General features: G+C 71.9%; 12 protein-coding genes. 2 read left to right on the top strand and 10 right to left on the bottom strand.

Annotated elements, in window-relative coordinates; genetic code table 11:
- Window positions 1-298 precede the first annotated feature (298 nt).
- From AB0H53_RS27675 to AB0H53_RS27660, 4 genes are all read right to left on the bottom strand, one after another.
- Window positions 299-1,645: a hypothetical protein gene (locus AB0H53_RS27675; protein ID WP_362118933.1), complete on the bottom strand. Its 1,347-nt coding sequence runs from the start codon at window positions 1,643-1,645 to the stop codon at window positions 299-301.
- Window positions 1,635-2,192: a DUF6114 domain-containing protein gene (locus tag AB0H53_RS27670; protein WP_362118930.1), complete on the bottom strand. Its 558-nt coding sequence runs from the start codon at window positions 2,190-2,192 to the stop codon at window positions 1,635-1,637. The genes AB0H53_RS27675 and AB0H53_RS27670 overlap by 11 nt, the downstream gene beginning before the upstream one ends.
- Window positions 2,193-2,300: 108 nt before the next feature.
- The gene (locus tag AB0H53_RS27665) at window positions 2,301-2,957 is read right to left on the bottom strand and encodes a DUF6230 family protein (RefSeq protein WP_362118927.1); all 657 of its coding nucleotides are present in this window, start codon (window positions 2,955-2,957) and stop codon (window positions 2,301-2,303) included.
- 563 nt (window positions 2,958-3,520) lie between these two features.
- Entirely contained in the window at window positions 3,521-4,510 is a 990-nt protein-coding gene (locus tag AB0H53_RS27660; protein WP_362118924.1) for a tetratricopeptide repeat protein, read from the bottom strand.
- 333 nt (window positions 4,511-4,843) lie between these two features.
- On the opposite strand from AB0H53_RS27660, the gene AB0H53_RS27655 reads away from it, so the two are divergent.
- A complete protein-coding gene (locus tag AB0H53_RS27655) occupies window positions 4,844-5,470 on the top strand; it encodes a TetR/AcrR family transcriptional regulator (protein WP_362118921.1) in 627 nt (208 codons plus the stop codon).
- Window positions 5,471-5,653: 183 nt separating this feature from the next.
- Here the strand turns inward: AB0H53_RS27655 and AB0H53_RS27650 are convergent, their stop codons facing one another.
- From AB0H53_RS27650 to AB0H53_RS27635, 4 genes are all read right to left on the bottom strand, one after another.
- Window positions 5,654-6,142: a GNAT family N-acetyltransferase gene (locus AB0H53_RS27650; RefSeq protein ID WP_362118941.1), complete on the bottom strand. Its 489-nt coding sequence runs from the start codon at window positions 6,140-6,142 to the stop codon at window positions 5,654-5,656.
- A gap of 103 nt (window positions 6,143-6,245) precedes the next feature.
- Window positions 6,246-7,946: a methylmalonyl-CoA mutase family protein gene (locus AB0H53_RS27645; protein WP_362118918.1), complete on the bottom strand. Its 1,701-nt coding sequence runs from the start codon at window positions 7,944-7,946 to the stop codon at window positions 6,246-6,248.
- Window positions 7,947-8,019: 73 nt separating this feature from the next.
- The gene (locus AB0H53_RS27640; RefSeq protein ID WP_362118915.1) at window positions 8,020-8,352 is read right to left on the bottom strand and encodes a DUF3817 domain-containing protein; all 333 of its coding nucleotides are present in this window, start codon (window positions 8,350-8,352) and stop codon (window positions 8,020-8,022) included.
- Window positions 8,353-8,395: 43 nt separating this feature from the next.
- Complete coding sequence (locus AB0H53_RS27635; RefSeq protein ID WP_362118912.1) at window positions 8,396-8,905, bottom strand: MarR family transcriptional regulator; 510 nt, start codon at window positions 8,903-8,905, stop codon at window positions 8,396-8,398.
- Window positions 8,906-9,071: 166 nt separating this feature from the next.
- Between AB0H53_RS27635 and AB0H53_RS27630 the strand changes: the two genes are divergently transcribed.
- Entirely contained in the window at window positions 9,072-10,091 is a 1,020-nt protein-coding gene (locus AB0H53_RS27630) for a glycoside hydrolase family 6 protein (protein WP_362118909.1), read from the top strand.
- A gap of 20 nt (window positions 10,092-10,111) precedes the next feature.
- On the opposite strand, the gene AB0H53_RS27625 is transcribed toward AB0H53_RS27630, so the two are convergent.
- Both AB0H53_RS27625 and AB0H53_RS27620 read right to left on the bottom strand, forming a co-directional pair.
- Window positions 10,112-12,067, bottom strand: a complete 1,956-nt coding sequence (locus tag AB0H53_RS27625; RefSeq protein ID WP_362118906.1) for a kelch motif-containing protein — start codon at window positions 12,065-12,067, stop codon at window positions 10,112-10,114.
- A gap of 3 nt (window positions 12,068-12,070) precedes the next feature.
- A complete protein-coding gene (locus AB0H53_RS27620) occupies window positions 12,071-13,873 on the bottom strand; it encodes a cellulose synthase catalytic subunit (RefSeq protein ID WP_362118903.1) in 1,803 nt (600 codons plus the stop codon).
- Window positions 13,874-13,932: the final 59 nt, after the last annotated feature.

Raw genomic sequence — 13,932 nt, 5'->3', positions numbered from 1 at the left:
GGATCTCGTGGACCGTCTCGTTGACGTCCTCGGCGGTGGAGCCGTACTCCAGGTACGGCCGGAATCGTAGGCCTCTTCCACGACTACAGCCTTGAGGGCACCGTTCCTCCGCGGCTCGACGGCTGAGAGCCGGGACACGCCCCTGGGGTTGCGCGGCTCGCGCGCCGACATCGAAGGGTGAGCACCTGAGGGGCTGTCCTGGAGGCCAGGCAGACGCCCTCGCGGGAAACCCGACGGCCTCCCTGCCCTGGCAGGCGGGGAGGCCGTCGCACCGGCGGCTCCCGGACGGGACGCGCGGTCAGCCCTCGATGAAGTTCCTCAGGCCCGGCACCGTCAGCGTGCCGCCGAACTGGCCGGCCTGGGTCACCTTCACGTCCGTGAAGAACGCGTAGGAGACGTTCAGCGGGGGCGGGGTCTCGGGGCTGAAGGTGATCGGGATGATGCCGAAGAGGTTGCCCTTCAGCTCCTCGGTGTACATCGTCACCGTGCCGCCCGTGATGGTGGACGTCGAACCGGGGCGGGACGTGACGTGGCCCGTGTAGCCCTTGGAGTGGACCGTCAGCTGGTGGAGGTCCTTGATGCCGACCGAGGACGCGGTGAACTTCAGGACCTTCTTGGTCTTGCCGCTGCCGGTCCTGACCTCCACGATGCCGTGGTAGTCCAGCCCGTTGAGGGTCAGGCGGGAGCTCTCCAGCTTCCACGGGTCGTCCGGCAGCAGCGGGATGCCCGGCTCGGCCTCGGCGTCCGCGAGCGCCTGCGGGTCCGGGGTCGGGCAGGGGAAACGCGGCTTGGCGCCGTCCGGGATGTCCTCGTCCTGCTTGGGGTCGAGTCCCTTGACGTCCTCGGGGAGCTCCTCGACCTCGGCGCCGGCCTTGCCGGCGGCCTCCTTGATCGCTTCCTTGACCTTGTCGAGCGCGTCGTCACCGCTCGTCGGCCCGGCCGACGGCCGGGTGGACGGCCCGTTGGACGGTCCGGCGGACGGCTTCGCGGAGGCCGTCGCCGACGGCTTCGCGGAGCCCGTCGCCGGCGGCTCGGCGGAGGGTACGGCGGTGGGGGGCGTCGTCGACGGGGTGGCCGTCGGCGTGTCGTCCTCCCGGCCGTCGAGGATGTCCGTGAGCGCGTCACCGACACCCAGCGGGTCCAGCGGGTTCCTGGACCGGGTGGGTGTGGGCGTCGCGCTCGCGGACGGGGCGGCCGTGCCCGGTCGCGTGGCCGGAACGGTGGCGGGCAGCGCGGTGACGCCGGTCCCGGGTCCGGTGGACCGCTGCGCGGGCACGCTCGCCGAGGGGCTCACGGACGGACTCGCGGAGGGGCTCGCGCCGGGTGACGGCTCCTTCTCGTCCTCGCTCGCGCCCGGCGCCGGCTTCGGCGACGGGGTGCCCGACCCGGACGGCGACGGCTCGGCCGACTCCTCCGGCTCGTCCGACCGCGTCACGCACGGGCCCGGCGCGTAGGGGATGTCCTTCTCGTCCGCGAGCGCCAGCCTGGGCGTCAGTCCGAGGCCCACGAGTACGGCGGTGGGCATCGCGGCCAGCGCCACCGCCTTGCCGGCCGGCGCCTGGAGCTTGTGCAGCAGCGACTTCCTGGGGGCCGCGTGTCGCGGGCCCGTCCGTTCGGCCGTCGGCTGGGTTTCGTCACCCCGCACTGTTCCTCCCGCCGCTGGCGTCCATCACGGTCGAGTCGAGGTACGGGGAGGCCGGCGTCTCTCCGGCCCGCGTGGCGGGCTGGACCGGGAGTCGGTCCTGGCCCTCCGGTCCCACGACGGCGTCACGCCCGGGGGGCGGACCGGCTTCCTCCACCGGCGCACCGGGCGCCCAGGAGGCAGAGAGAGCCCCGCCGATCAGGGCGAGCAGGAAGCCGACGACGAACCCACCGATATTGGCGACCGGGATGGACACGAGCGCCAGCACGATGGCGGCGACACCCGCGAACACCCGGACGACGGAGTGGAACCACATCGTCAGACCGAGCGTGACCAGCAGGACACCGATGATCAGAGAACCGGCGCCCGCCGTGGTGGACATGGCGATCGTCATATTGCCGAGCCGCATGTCGGCGTACGGAAGGTAGGCGATCGGCAGGCCGCCGATCATGGTGAACAGCCCGCCCCAGAAGGGCCGACTGCCCCGCCACGCGCGGAAGCGCAGCCGCCAGTAGGTGAATCCGCGGGAACCAGTGGACTCGGCGCTCATGGAAAACAGCTCCCTGGAAGCGGTGGTGCTGGAGTGGTGGAGAGGAAGGGGAGTTGTGGTCCGGAACGGGCGGGCCAGCGAGGAGCGGCCCGCCCGGCCGGAAAGCGCTTACTCAGTGAAGCACTCGTGCGTGCCCCGGATGAGCTTGAGCTTCAGGTCGGGCAGCCTGAAGGTTCCGGCCGTGGTCGCCCACGCCTTCTGCTCCACGTTGGTCAGCGTCGCGTCCTCGGCGCGCTGCGCGAAACCGAAGGGGTTGGCCCTGGCTTCCGTACCGGGCTGGATGCCCGGCTTGTCCTTGGCCTTCTTCAGGGAACCGGCCGCCACACCGATGTCGATGTTGCCGAACTCGGCGTCGGCTTCCAGGTCCGAGACATCCAGGTAGATGTCCTCGGCGTAGACCGGCCTGTCCTTCACGGTGCCCGCGCTCAGATTGAGACTGACCGTACCCACGAACGGCACGTGCGGCGTCACCACGGACTGACACATGTTGGTGATCGTGGCCGTCTTGAAGCCGGACACGGCCACCGGGGCCTCGAAGCTGCCGCCCTTCAGGTCCTTGCCCTGCACGTAACTGCCGTACTGGACGAAGTCCGTACCGACCAGCGACTTGGCTTTGACCTTGAACTCCTGGCCGGAGATGCTGAACGACGCGGCGAGCGCGCCCTGCGCAAGTCCGACACCGATCGCGGCCGTCGCGGCCACGCTCGGCACCATGACGACGGCGAACCGCTTCCATCTGGTCCCACCACGCACCTGGGACTTCATAGATTTCCTCCTTCTCGGACGTACATCTCCGGAAGGGCCGTCCAGGCCCGTCCTGGGATGGGAGAAGTGCTACGTCCTCGGGAAGGGGAGCGCCCGTGGTCGGGCGCGAGCCGCGTCCGGATCACCGGCGATCACCCCCGAGCGACAACCACTGGCCACGCCTTCGCGCAACCCTGCTTGGACAGGCCCTGCCGGGCGGGCAGGGACCCCCCTGTCCAGGGACCGGTGCGCGCCTGGCGCGCCGGCCCGCTCGGTGGGGACCGAAGCCCGTGTGTTCCGGCGGTGGCCGGCGGTACGGGTTCGGACCGAGCGTCGCCGATCGTGGTGCATTCCGAGCCGGGGCACAAGAGGCTCATTACTGACTAGTAACGAGCGCATAACCACGCCGCGACAGGGTGATGTCGCCCGGGTACGCACGGTGCTACCGACTGGTTCGACGGAAGGTGATATCAACGGCAAAAGCCGGACATAAAGCGGCTGTTGATTTACTGCAAGTAACAGCGGCCGCGATTACCAAGATTTGGTAAAACGCGGCCGCCTTTTGTCGTTCTGTCGCCGGATCGTCAGAAGAGGACGCGGGCCAGCGCCGCCCGGGCCTTGATCACCCGGGGGTCCTCCGGGCCCACCACGTCGAACAGGGCCAGCAGCCGCAGCCGCACCGCGTCCCGCTCGTCGCCCGCGGTGCGCCGGACCGCCTCGACGAGCCTGCCGAAGGCGTCCTCCACGTGCCCGCCGACCAGGTCGAGGTCGGCCGCCGCCAGCTGGGCCCGGATGTCGGAGGGGTCGTCGGCCGCGTTCTTGCGGACCTGCTGCGGGTCCATTCCCTGGACCCGGCCGAGCAGCTCGGCCTGGGCCAGACCCAGCTTGGCCTCGGTGTTGCCCGGGTCGTCGGTCAGGACGTTCCGGTACGCCCGCATGGCGCCGCCGAAGTCATTGGCGTCCAGCGCGTCGGCGGCCGCTTCGAGCAGCGCGTCGTACGGACCGGCGGGCCGCTCCGGGGCGGTCGCCGCGCCGGTACCGGCACCGGCGCCGTCCTCGGCGTCCGGGTCGACCGTCAGGCCGGTGAGGCCGAAGCGCTCCTCGGCCACCTGGACTAGCTGGTCCAGGGTCTGGCGGATCTGGGTCTCCGGGGCGGCGCCCTGGAAGAGCGGGAGCGCCTGTCCGGCGACCACCGCGAAGACGGCCGGGACCCCCTGGATCCCGAACTGCTGCATCAACATCGGGTTGGCGTCGACGTCGATCTTGGCGAGAACGAACCGGCCGTTGTACTGGGCGGCCAGCCGCTCCAGCACGGGCATGAGCTGCTTGCAGGGCTGGCACCACTCGGCCCAGAACTGCAGGACGACCGGGACCTCGGCCGAGGGCTGGATGACATCGCGCTCGAAGCTCGCTTCGTCGACGTCGATCACGAGGGCGGAGGGGGGTACCGCGCCGGCGCCGCCCTGCCGGGCCGCTTCCGCGCGCGCCTGCTCCGCCTTCGCCTTGGCCTCACCGGCCGCCTTCACCGCGGCGAGGTCGACGACGCCGCTCATGGACATGTTCCTAGGCTGCATGCGTACATCCTCCCCCTTCCGCGGTCGTAACCGGCAAGAACCGGTAAGTCATGGCGTACGCCACGGGTGAACCGGCCGGACCGCGCCGGTCCGCGCGCCCCCCGCCGGTGTGCGAGGCGTGCGGACATACGCGGTCCCGCGCACCATTCGGTACATACTTCCGGCGCCGGGTCCCCACCCGGCGCAGTGGTTGTCGCTCGGGCCGCTCAGCCTTTCGCTACGAGCCGTAGCGTAACTGGTAGCCCGGGGGGCCGGTACCGGCCCCCCGGGGTGAACCGGCTCACACTCCCGGGCCGGACGCGCCGCACCTACTGGCCGGTATGGTCGAGCGTCATGCGCAGCCGTACCTGTCCGCAGGCCCGTACCGGGCGCCCCCGCAGCGCCGAGGCCGACGCCGCCATCCTGGAGGCGACCCGGGAGGCCCTGGTCGAGCTGGGCTGGTCCAAGCTGACGATGGGCGACGTGGCCGGCCGTGCCGGAGTCGCCAAGACGACCCTCTACCGGCGCTGGGCGAGCAAGAACGAACTGGTCGTCGACGCCGTCGCCGTCCTCTTCGACGAGCTGGAACTGCCCGACCGGGGAAGCCTGATGGCGGACGTCGAAGGCGTGGTGCGGCAGTTCGCCGCCCTGCTGGAACGGCCGGAGGCCAGGACCGCGCTGATGGCGGTGGTCGCCGAGTCCACCCGGGACGCGCCGCTGCGCGAGCGCATCCGCACCTCGATCGTCGACCGGCAGAAGCGGCTGGTCCTGGAGGGGCGACGGCGCGCGCAGCTCCGCGGGGAGCTCCCGGCGGCGCCCGACCCGCGGACCGTGGCCGGCACCGACGACCTGATCTTCGACGTGATCGCCGGCGCGGTGGTCCACCGGGCGCTGGTGAGTGCCGAACCCGTCGACGCCGACTGGATCCGGCGCTTCACCGCCCTGCTGCTGGGCGGTCTGGCCGCCGCGTCCCGGACCTGACCCGCCCCCGCGCCCGGCCGGGCCCGGAGGCCCGCGCGGACCCGCGCTGCCCGGTTCGGGTCCCGGTCCGGCGACGGACCGCCGGATCGCCCGCGCCCACGGCGCCGGACCGACCGCCGGGAACGCCCCGGGCGGTGGCGCGCCGGCTGTTCCGCCCGGCGCTGCCCGTGGCACCCGCGGCGGTCACAGTGGGCGGTGCATGATGTGCAGTCCGACGTAGCCCCGCGCGGGGTGCTGGAACGCCTCCGGGACGGTGCCGACCACCCGGAAGCCGAGGTCCTCGTAGAGCCGTACCGCGTGGACGTTCGTCTCCACGACCGCGTTGAACTGCATGGCCCGGAAGCCGGCGTCCCGCGCCCAGTCCAGGCTGTGCTCGACGAGCGCCCGGCCCACGCCGCGGCCGCCGTGGGCCGGGTCGACCATGTAGCTGGCGCTGGCCACATGGGACCCGTTGCCCACCTGGTTGTTGTTCATCTTGGCGGTCCCCAGGACCGTGCCGGCCCCGTCCACGGCGACGACCGTGCGGTTCGGGGCGGGCAGCAGCCACCAGCCGCGGCCCTCCTCCCGGCCGAGGTCGGGCGGGTAGGTGAAGGTGTCACCCGCCGCGACGATCCGGTGGAAGAAGGGCCAGATGGCGGGCCAGTCCCCGGCGGTGGCTTCCCTGATGTCGATCCGCATCCGGCCAGGATGCCCGCCCCCGTGCCGGTACGCGACCGGGTTTCACCGGCCGCGCTCCCGGCCGCGCGCCGGCGGGGCGCGGCCGGGAGCCGGGCGGTCAGAAGCCGGGCGGCTCGGTGTAGACGCCCCACTCGTCCCGCAGCGTGTCGCAGATCTCGCCGAGCGTGGCCTCGGCGCGCACCGCGTCCAGCATCGGTCCGATCATGTTTCCGCCGTTCCGCGCGGCTGCCAGCATCGCGTCCAGCGACGTCCGCACCCGGGCGTCGTCGCGGTGGGCCCTGCGCTCGCCCAGGGCGCGCACCTGCTCGCGCTCCACCTCGTGGCTGACCCGCAGGATCTCCAGGTCACCGGTGACCGAGCCGTGGTGCACGTTGACGCCGACGACCCGCTTGTCGCCCTTCTCCAGCGCCTGCTGGTAGCGGAACGCGGACTCGGCGATCTCGCCGGTGAACCAGCCGTCCTCGATGCCGCGCAGGATGCCGGAGGTCATGGGGCCGATGGGGTGCTGCCCGTCCGGGTGGGCGCGCCGGCCGCGCTCCTTGATCTGCTCGAAGATCTTCTCGGCGTCGGCCTCGATCCGGTCGGTGAGCTGCTCGACGTACCAGGAGCCGCCCAGCGGATCGGCGACGTTGGCGACGCCGGTCTCCTCCATCAGGACCTGCTGGGTGCGCAGGGCGATCTCGGCGGCCTGCTCGCTGGGCAGGGCGAGGGTCTCGTCGAGGGCGTTGGTGTGCAGCGAGTTGGTGCCGCCCAGGACGGCGGACAGGGCCTCCACGGCCGTCCGCACGACGTTGTTGTACGGCTGCTGGGCGGTCAGCGAGACACCGGCCGTCTGGGTGTGGAAGCGCAGCCACTGCGCCTTGTCGGTCTTCGCGCCGTACACGTCGCGCATCCAGCGCGCCCAGATGCGCCGGGCCGCCCGGAACTTGGCGATCTCCTCGAAGAAGTCCAGGTGCGCGTCGAAGAAGAAGGACAGCCCGGGGGCGAAGACGTCCACGTCCAGGCCGCGCGAGAGGCCGAGCTCGACGTATCCGAAGCCGTCGGCGAGGGTGTACGCCAGCTCCTGCGCGGCCGTCGCGCCGGCCTCCCGGATGTGGTAGCCGGAGACGGAGAGCGGCTTGTACGCGGGGATGCCGGCCGCGCAGTGCTCCATCAGGTCGCCGATCAGCCGCAGGTGCGGCTCCGGCTGGAAGAGCCACTCCTTCTGGGCGATGTACTCCTTGAAGATGTCCGTCTGGAGGGTGCCGTTCAGGACGGAGGGGTCGACGCCCTGGCGCTCGGCGGCCACCAGGTACATGCAGAAGACCGGTACGGCCGGGCCGCTGATCGTCATCGACGTGGTGACGTCGCCGAGCGGGATGTCCTTGAAGAGGACCTCCATGTCGGCGGCGGAGTCGATGGCGACACCGCAGTGGCCGACCTCGCCCAGCGAGCGGGGGTCGTCGGAGTCGCGCCCCATGAGGGTGGGCATGTCGAAGGCCACGGACAGCCCGCCGCCCCCGTTGGCCAGGATCATCTTGTAGCGCTCGTTGGTCTGCTCGGCGTTGCCGAAGCCGGCGAACTGGCGGATGGTCCAGGTCCGGCCGCGGTAGCCGGTCGGGTACAGGCCGCGGGTGAAGGGGTACTCACCGGGCCAGCCGATCCGCTCGAAGCCGTCGTACGTGTCGCCGGGCCGGGGCCCGTAGACGGGCTCCACCGGGTCCCCGGAGAGCGTCGTGAAGTCGGCGTCGCGCTTCTTGGCGGCGTCGTAGCGGGCCTGCCAGCGTCGGCGGCCTTCCTCGATGGCGTGAGCGTCCATACCCTCGAATTTACTAGGACGTCCTAGTAAATGTCGATGGCTGACGCCGTACGCCCTGCGTACGGCGGCCGGGTCAGACCTTGGCGGGGGCCGGCGTGGGGTCGACGACCAGGGGCTCGACGTCGTGGGCGACCTTGCGCTCCACGAAGAAGGCGGCGAACGGAATGGTGCCCGACAGCAGCACCCACAGGAGCTTGCCGAACGGCCACTTCGCCTTGGACCCCAGGTCGAAGGCGAAGACCAGGTAGATGATGTAGAGGACGCCGTGGGCCTGGGAGACCATGAAGGTCACGTCCTCGCCCGTGCCGAACCCGTACTTGAACACCATGCACGTGCAGAGCACCAGCAGCATGACGGCGGTGACATAGGCCATGACCCGGTAGCGGGTCAGCACGCTCCTCTTCATGGCAACGAGCGTAACCGCCCGTTCCGGGCGATCTTCGCGCGGGTCACTTCTCCTCGAAGTCGCCCGCCGCCACCCGCAGGGGCCTGAGCATCGCGAAGATCTCGGCGCACTCCTCGTCGTCGTACGCCCGGAGCCCGAAGTCCATCGCCATCAGGTCGGCGGTCGCCGCGTCGACGACCTCGCGCCCCTTGTCGGTGATCGAGGCCAGCGTGCCGCGCCCGTCGTTGGGATTGGGCCGCTTGGCCACCAGACCGGACCGCACCAGCCGGTCGACGGTGTTGGTGACGGAGGTCGGGTGGACCATCAGCCGCTCACCGATCTTCGACATCGCCAGCTCGCCCGCCTTGGAGAAGGTGAGCAGCACCAGGGCCTCGTACCGGGCGAAGGTCAGCCCGTACGGCTTGACCACCGCGTCCACCTCGGCGAGCAGGATCTGGTGCGCCCGCATGATCGAGGTGATCGCGGCCATCGAGGGCACCGGGCCCCAGCGGCGCTGCCAGAGCTCGTCGGCGCGGGCGATGGGATCGAAGGGGAGGCGGAGCGGTTTCGGCACGCGCCGACTTTACCGACTGGTCACATGGTGGTCAGCCTCGTCTCGCGCATTGGGCGACCGCCGTTCCCGCACCGCCGGAGCGGCGGTGTCGCGCCCGGAGCCCGGATGTCCGCTGTGCCAGGATTGCCCGGTCTGTCCGTAGCTCGCGTCCATTCGAGGGGGCTGGATGTCCGGCCGCAGATCGTTTCGCCCACTGGCCGCCCTGCTCCTGTCCGGAGCGCTCCTCGCCGGCTGCGGCGGACCGGCCCGCGACCGGGCGGCACCCGCCCGGGCGCCGCTCGCCGGGACCGGGGCCGGCCCGGCGGACTCCTCCTTCTGGGTCGACCCCGGCAGCGACGCCGCCCGGCAGGCCGCGGCGTACCGGGCGGCGGGCCGCACCGGGGACGCCAGGGCGCTGCGGCGGATCGCCGATCGCCCGCTCGCCGTCTGGCCGGCCGGGGACGACCCCGCCCCGGCCGTCCGGGCCGCCGTGAGCGGTGCGGCGGCCCAGCGGCGCACGGTGGTCCTGGTCGCGTACAACATCCCGCACCGGGACTGCGGCCTGCACTCCGCGGGCGGCGCCGGGTCCGCGCCGGAGTACCGCGCCTGGATCGACGCGTTCGCCACGGCCGTCGGGGACGCGCCCGCCGTCGTGGTGCTGGAGCCGGACGCCGTGCCGCACCTGGTGGACGGGTGCACCCCCGCCGAGCACCACGACGAGCGCTACCAGCTGCTCGCGGAGGCGGTGGACCGGCTGAAGCGGCAGCCGGGCACCTCGGTGTACGTCGACGCCGGCCACCCGGCCTGGATCAAGGAGGCGGCCCGGCTGGTCACCCCGCTGAGGCGGGCGGGGGCCACCCGGGCCGACGGTTTCTCGCTGAACGTCTCCAACTTCCGGACCGACGAGACGGTGCGGGCCTTCGGCACCGAGCTGTCCGGGCTGCTGGGCGGCGCCCACTTCGTCGTGGACACAAGCCGCAACGGCGCGGGGCCGCCGGCCGACGCCGACGGCGAGGAGTCCTGGTGCAACCCGCCCGGCCGGGCGCTCGGCACCCCGCCCACCAGGGACACCGGTGACCCGCTGGTGGACGCGAACCTGTGGATCAAGCGCCCCGGTGAGTCGGACGGCCCGTGCCGGGGCGGCCCGCCGGCCGGCGTCTGGTGGCCCGAGTACGCGCTGGACCTGGCCCGCCGCTCGGCGGACTGACGCCCGGGGACGCGCCGGCCTCACTCCACCCGGATCCACTCCGCCTCGGACGGCCGCCCGTCGCCGTCCACCACGAAGAGCATGTACCAGCCCGGTGGGACCAGCGTCCGGTCCAGCGGCGCCTCGACCGTCACCGTGTCCGCGCCCCGGGTCAGCCCCAGCGCGATCGAGCGCTGCTCCACGTCCGTGGTGTGGGTGACCGCGCTGGGCCGCATCAGCCGCGCCTTCTCGATCCGGGCCGCGTCCCGGGTCCGGAAGGTGGCCCGGCCGTTCCGGTCGAGCTCCCGGGGGCCCTCGCCGAGCACCGGGCGGGGGCGGCCCGCCCCGTACAGGTACGGCGGTGTGAAGACCTCCACCCGCTGCTCGAACCTGCCGAGCCTGGTGTTGTCCTTGTCGCCGAAGAGCGGGTCCGAGCCGAAGGTGGCCACCCGCCCGTCGGGCAGCAGCAGCGCCTCCGAGTGGTAGTTGCGGCCCACGGTCGGCGCTGCGGCCGGCCGCAGCGCGTTGGCCCGCGGGTCGTAGAACTGCGCCTTGAGGATGTCGCTGGCGTCCCGCCCGCGGTACTGCCGGGAGCCGCCGGTGGTGAACACCGAGTCGTCGGGGAGCAGCACGCCGCTCAGGTAGCGGGTGCCCTGGGGCAGCGAGGGGCCCTTGCGGAAGGCGGGGACGGGTTCCTTGAGGTCGATGAGCGCGGTGCGGCCGGTCGACAGCTCCGACTCGCCCACCCCGCCGCCGCCGAGCACCATCAGCTTCTGGTCCTGCGCGGGCGGGAGCAGCAGGGAGGCGGAGGTCTCCAGCTGGTCGGGGTCGGCGATGCCGCGGAACTCCTGGAAGGTGTTCCGCGTCAGGTCCCACAGGCCCGGCGTCCTGCCCTTCTCCGCCGGTCCGTAGCCGGCGTTGGAGCCGGTGTAGAAGAGCCTGCCGCCCTGGGTGAGGAAGAGGGCGGGGTAGGTGGGGAAGTAGCGGAAGGGTCCCTTGGACCACTTCCTGGTTCTCGGGTCGTAGATCTCGTTGTCGCCGGGGACCACGTCGCCCACGTCGTTCAGCCCGGAGACGGCGAGCACCCTGCCGTCCTGGAGGGTGACCAGGGTGGGGTACCAGCGGGCGTCCTTCATGGGGGCGACGGGAACGTACCGCTCGGCCACGGGGTCGAACTCGTAGGCCGCCCTGATGCCTTGGAAGTCCTGCTTCCCGGTGGTGAGCTTCTGGGCGATGCCGTAGACGTTCCTCGCCTCCTCGCCCTTGAGGCCGAGCACCTCGTACTGGGCGGCCTCGGTGGTGAGCGCGTCGGGGCCCTCCCGTCTCGCCTCGACGAACACCCGCGCCTCGGCCGCGGTGACCTTGGTCCGCCAGGGCTTCATCTGGCCGCTGCCGAAGTACGAGATCGTGAACTCGCGCTTGGCCCGGCCCACGGTGACGTCGAACTTCGACACGTACTCCACGCCGCTCGGGGAGCGGAAGACGGTGCCCTTCTTGAGGGTGACGGCCTTGTCCGGGCTCTCGTTCTTGACCCGCATGCCGCCGCCGGCCCGTTTCACCTCACCGTCCAGCACCTCGTAGCGCGCGGTGCCGCCGGCCACCAGCAGCCGGCCGTCCGGGAGCTGGCTGTGGCCGGCGCAGAAGAAGTCCTCGGGAGTGGGGATCCTCCTGAAGGTGTTGCCGGCCGGGTCCCACAGGACGGTGTCGAAGGTGCCCGCGTCGAACTTGCGCTGGTCGTTGCCGGAGCCCGCGATGAGGAGCACCTTGCCGGTGTGCAGGAGGGCGGCGTGGATGGCGTTGAGCCGGAAGCCGTCGGGCACGGGCAGCTGCTGCCAGGATCCGTACCGTGCCTTGTACTCGGGCCGGGAGATCTCGTAGGCGTGGTACTTCTCCTGCACGAAGGAGAGCGCCGCCGGCGCGTTGAGGCCGACGAGCAGCACCACGGCGCCGCCGCCCAGCAGCGTCTTCCTGCGCTTCGTCGACGGCCGGTGGGCCATGGGTCATTTCCCTCCTGTCGTCGTGGCGAACGCGGGCTCGGCCTCCTCGCCGGTCCGCGGCCTCCGCGCCCCGGGGCCCGGCTCCGGCACCGGGCGCGGTCCCGGCCGGCGGACCCGCGGCAGGGCCCCGGCCCGCCGCGCGCGCAGTTCGCCCCAGCCCCAGACGGCCACCGGGGCCAGGGCCACGGCCAGGGCGAGGACCGCCCAGGTGCGCATGGCCGCGTGGGTGTGGCCGAGCGGGACGGAGGCCACCAGGGAGCTGAGCAGCACGCCGGCCCACACCAGGTGGACCCGGAAGGTGAACAGCCGGTCGGGGCTGGCCGCGCCGCCCTTGGGCGTGACGACGAACCGGCCGTGGGTGCGCAGCAGCGCCGACCCGAGCGACGTGAGGTAGACGGGGGCGGAGAGCGCCGACATCGCCATGCCGGCCAGCCCGCCGGAACCCTCCGGCTCGTGCGGCGAGACGTTGTGGCGCCGGTTCCACAGGTACAGACCGATCTGGAGGGCCGCCGCGTCGGTGTACAGCATCAGCCAGACGGAGGACGACACCTGGGTGCCCGAGGCGCCGAACCAGAGGAACAGCACGCAGCTCAGGACCCCGAGGAACCAGTTGACGGCCGTCATGGGGTAATAAGCCAGCATCAGCGTGTAGTTGAGCAGCCGGCCCGGCGGCACCCGGAACAGCGCCTTCCGGTACTGCTTGAGGAGCGTTTCGTAGGTCCCGCGCGACCAGCGCGTCTGCTGGCTGAAGAAGTCGGTCCAGGTGGCCGGCCCCTCCCCCACCGCCAGCACGTCCGGGGTGTACACGGACCGCCAGAAGCGCCCGGTCTGCGGGTTCCTGGTGCGGTGCAGTTCGAAGCCGGTGGCCATGTCCTCGGTGACGGAGTCGTACAGCCCGCCGATCTGCTTGACGGCGGCGACGCGTACGGCGTTGTTGGTGCCGACGAACATGGGCGCGTGGTAGCGGTTGCCGGCCCGCTGGATCAGGGCGTGGAAGAGGAACTGCTGGGACTCGGCGGCCTTGGTGACCGGTGAGCTGTAGTTCCCGTACACCTGTGGTCCCACGACGAAGGCCACGTCGGGGTCGCGGAAGTAGCCCAGCATCCGCTCCAGGAAGGTGGGCAGCGGCACATGGTCGGTGTCCACGGAGGCGAAGAAGTCGTACTCGTCGCCGTGCATGGCGATCCAGGCGTTGTAGTTGCCGTGCTTGGTGCGCGCCTTGTGCACGCCCTTCTCGCGGTTCCAGGCGGGTACGCCGTGGCGGGTGAAGTGGCGCACGCCCAGCTCGGCGCAGAGCGCCTTGGCCCGGGCGTCGTCGCCCTCGTCCAGCAGCCAGACGTCGAGGGTGCCGATGTGCGTGAGGCGCACGGCGCCCTCCAGGGTGGCGCGCACCATGGACAGCGGCTCCTTGCCCGGTACCCAGGTGGTGAGGAAGGCGACCCGGGTGCCCTGCTCGGGGACCACGGGCACCGGGTCGCGGGCGACCAGCGTGGCGTGGGCGATGGAGGCCACATTGACCAGCATGAAGAGGCAGATCAGCCCGATGGACACCAGCATCACGGCGTCGAGCGCGATCAGCCACCGGTCGCCGCCCTCGCGGGTGGTCCAGTGGGTCGGCCAGACCAGGTAGACGAGCAGGACGGCGGAGAGCACCGGTGCCAGGCCCAGCAGCAGGGCCGCTCCAGTCCGGTGCGGGTCGCCGGACAGCAGGCCGCGGTACTGCACCCGGTAGGGGGCCCGGGCCGGCCGCGTCAGCGGACCGGCCAGACGGCTGTGGGAGTCGTAGTCGTAGCCGTCCGGCCGCACGGTGCCTCCAGCTGTCGAACGGGATCGCCATATCCCTACAAGACGGGAGACCACACGAT

The organism is Streptomyces sp. NPDC050856, from assembly GCF_040653855.1.
Taxonomy (GTDB): domain Bacteria; phylum Actinomycetota; class Actinomycetes; order Streptomycetales; family Streptomycetaceae; genus Streptomyces.
Note: the sequence above shows the minus strand (reverse complement) of the source record. Positions and strands in the feature narration are given on the sequence as shown.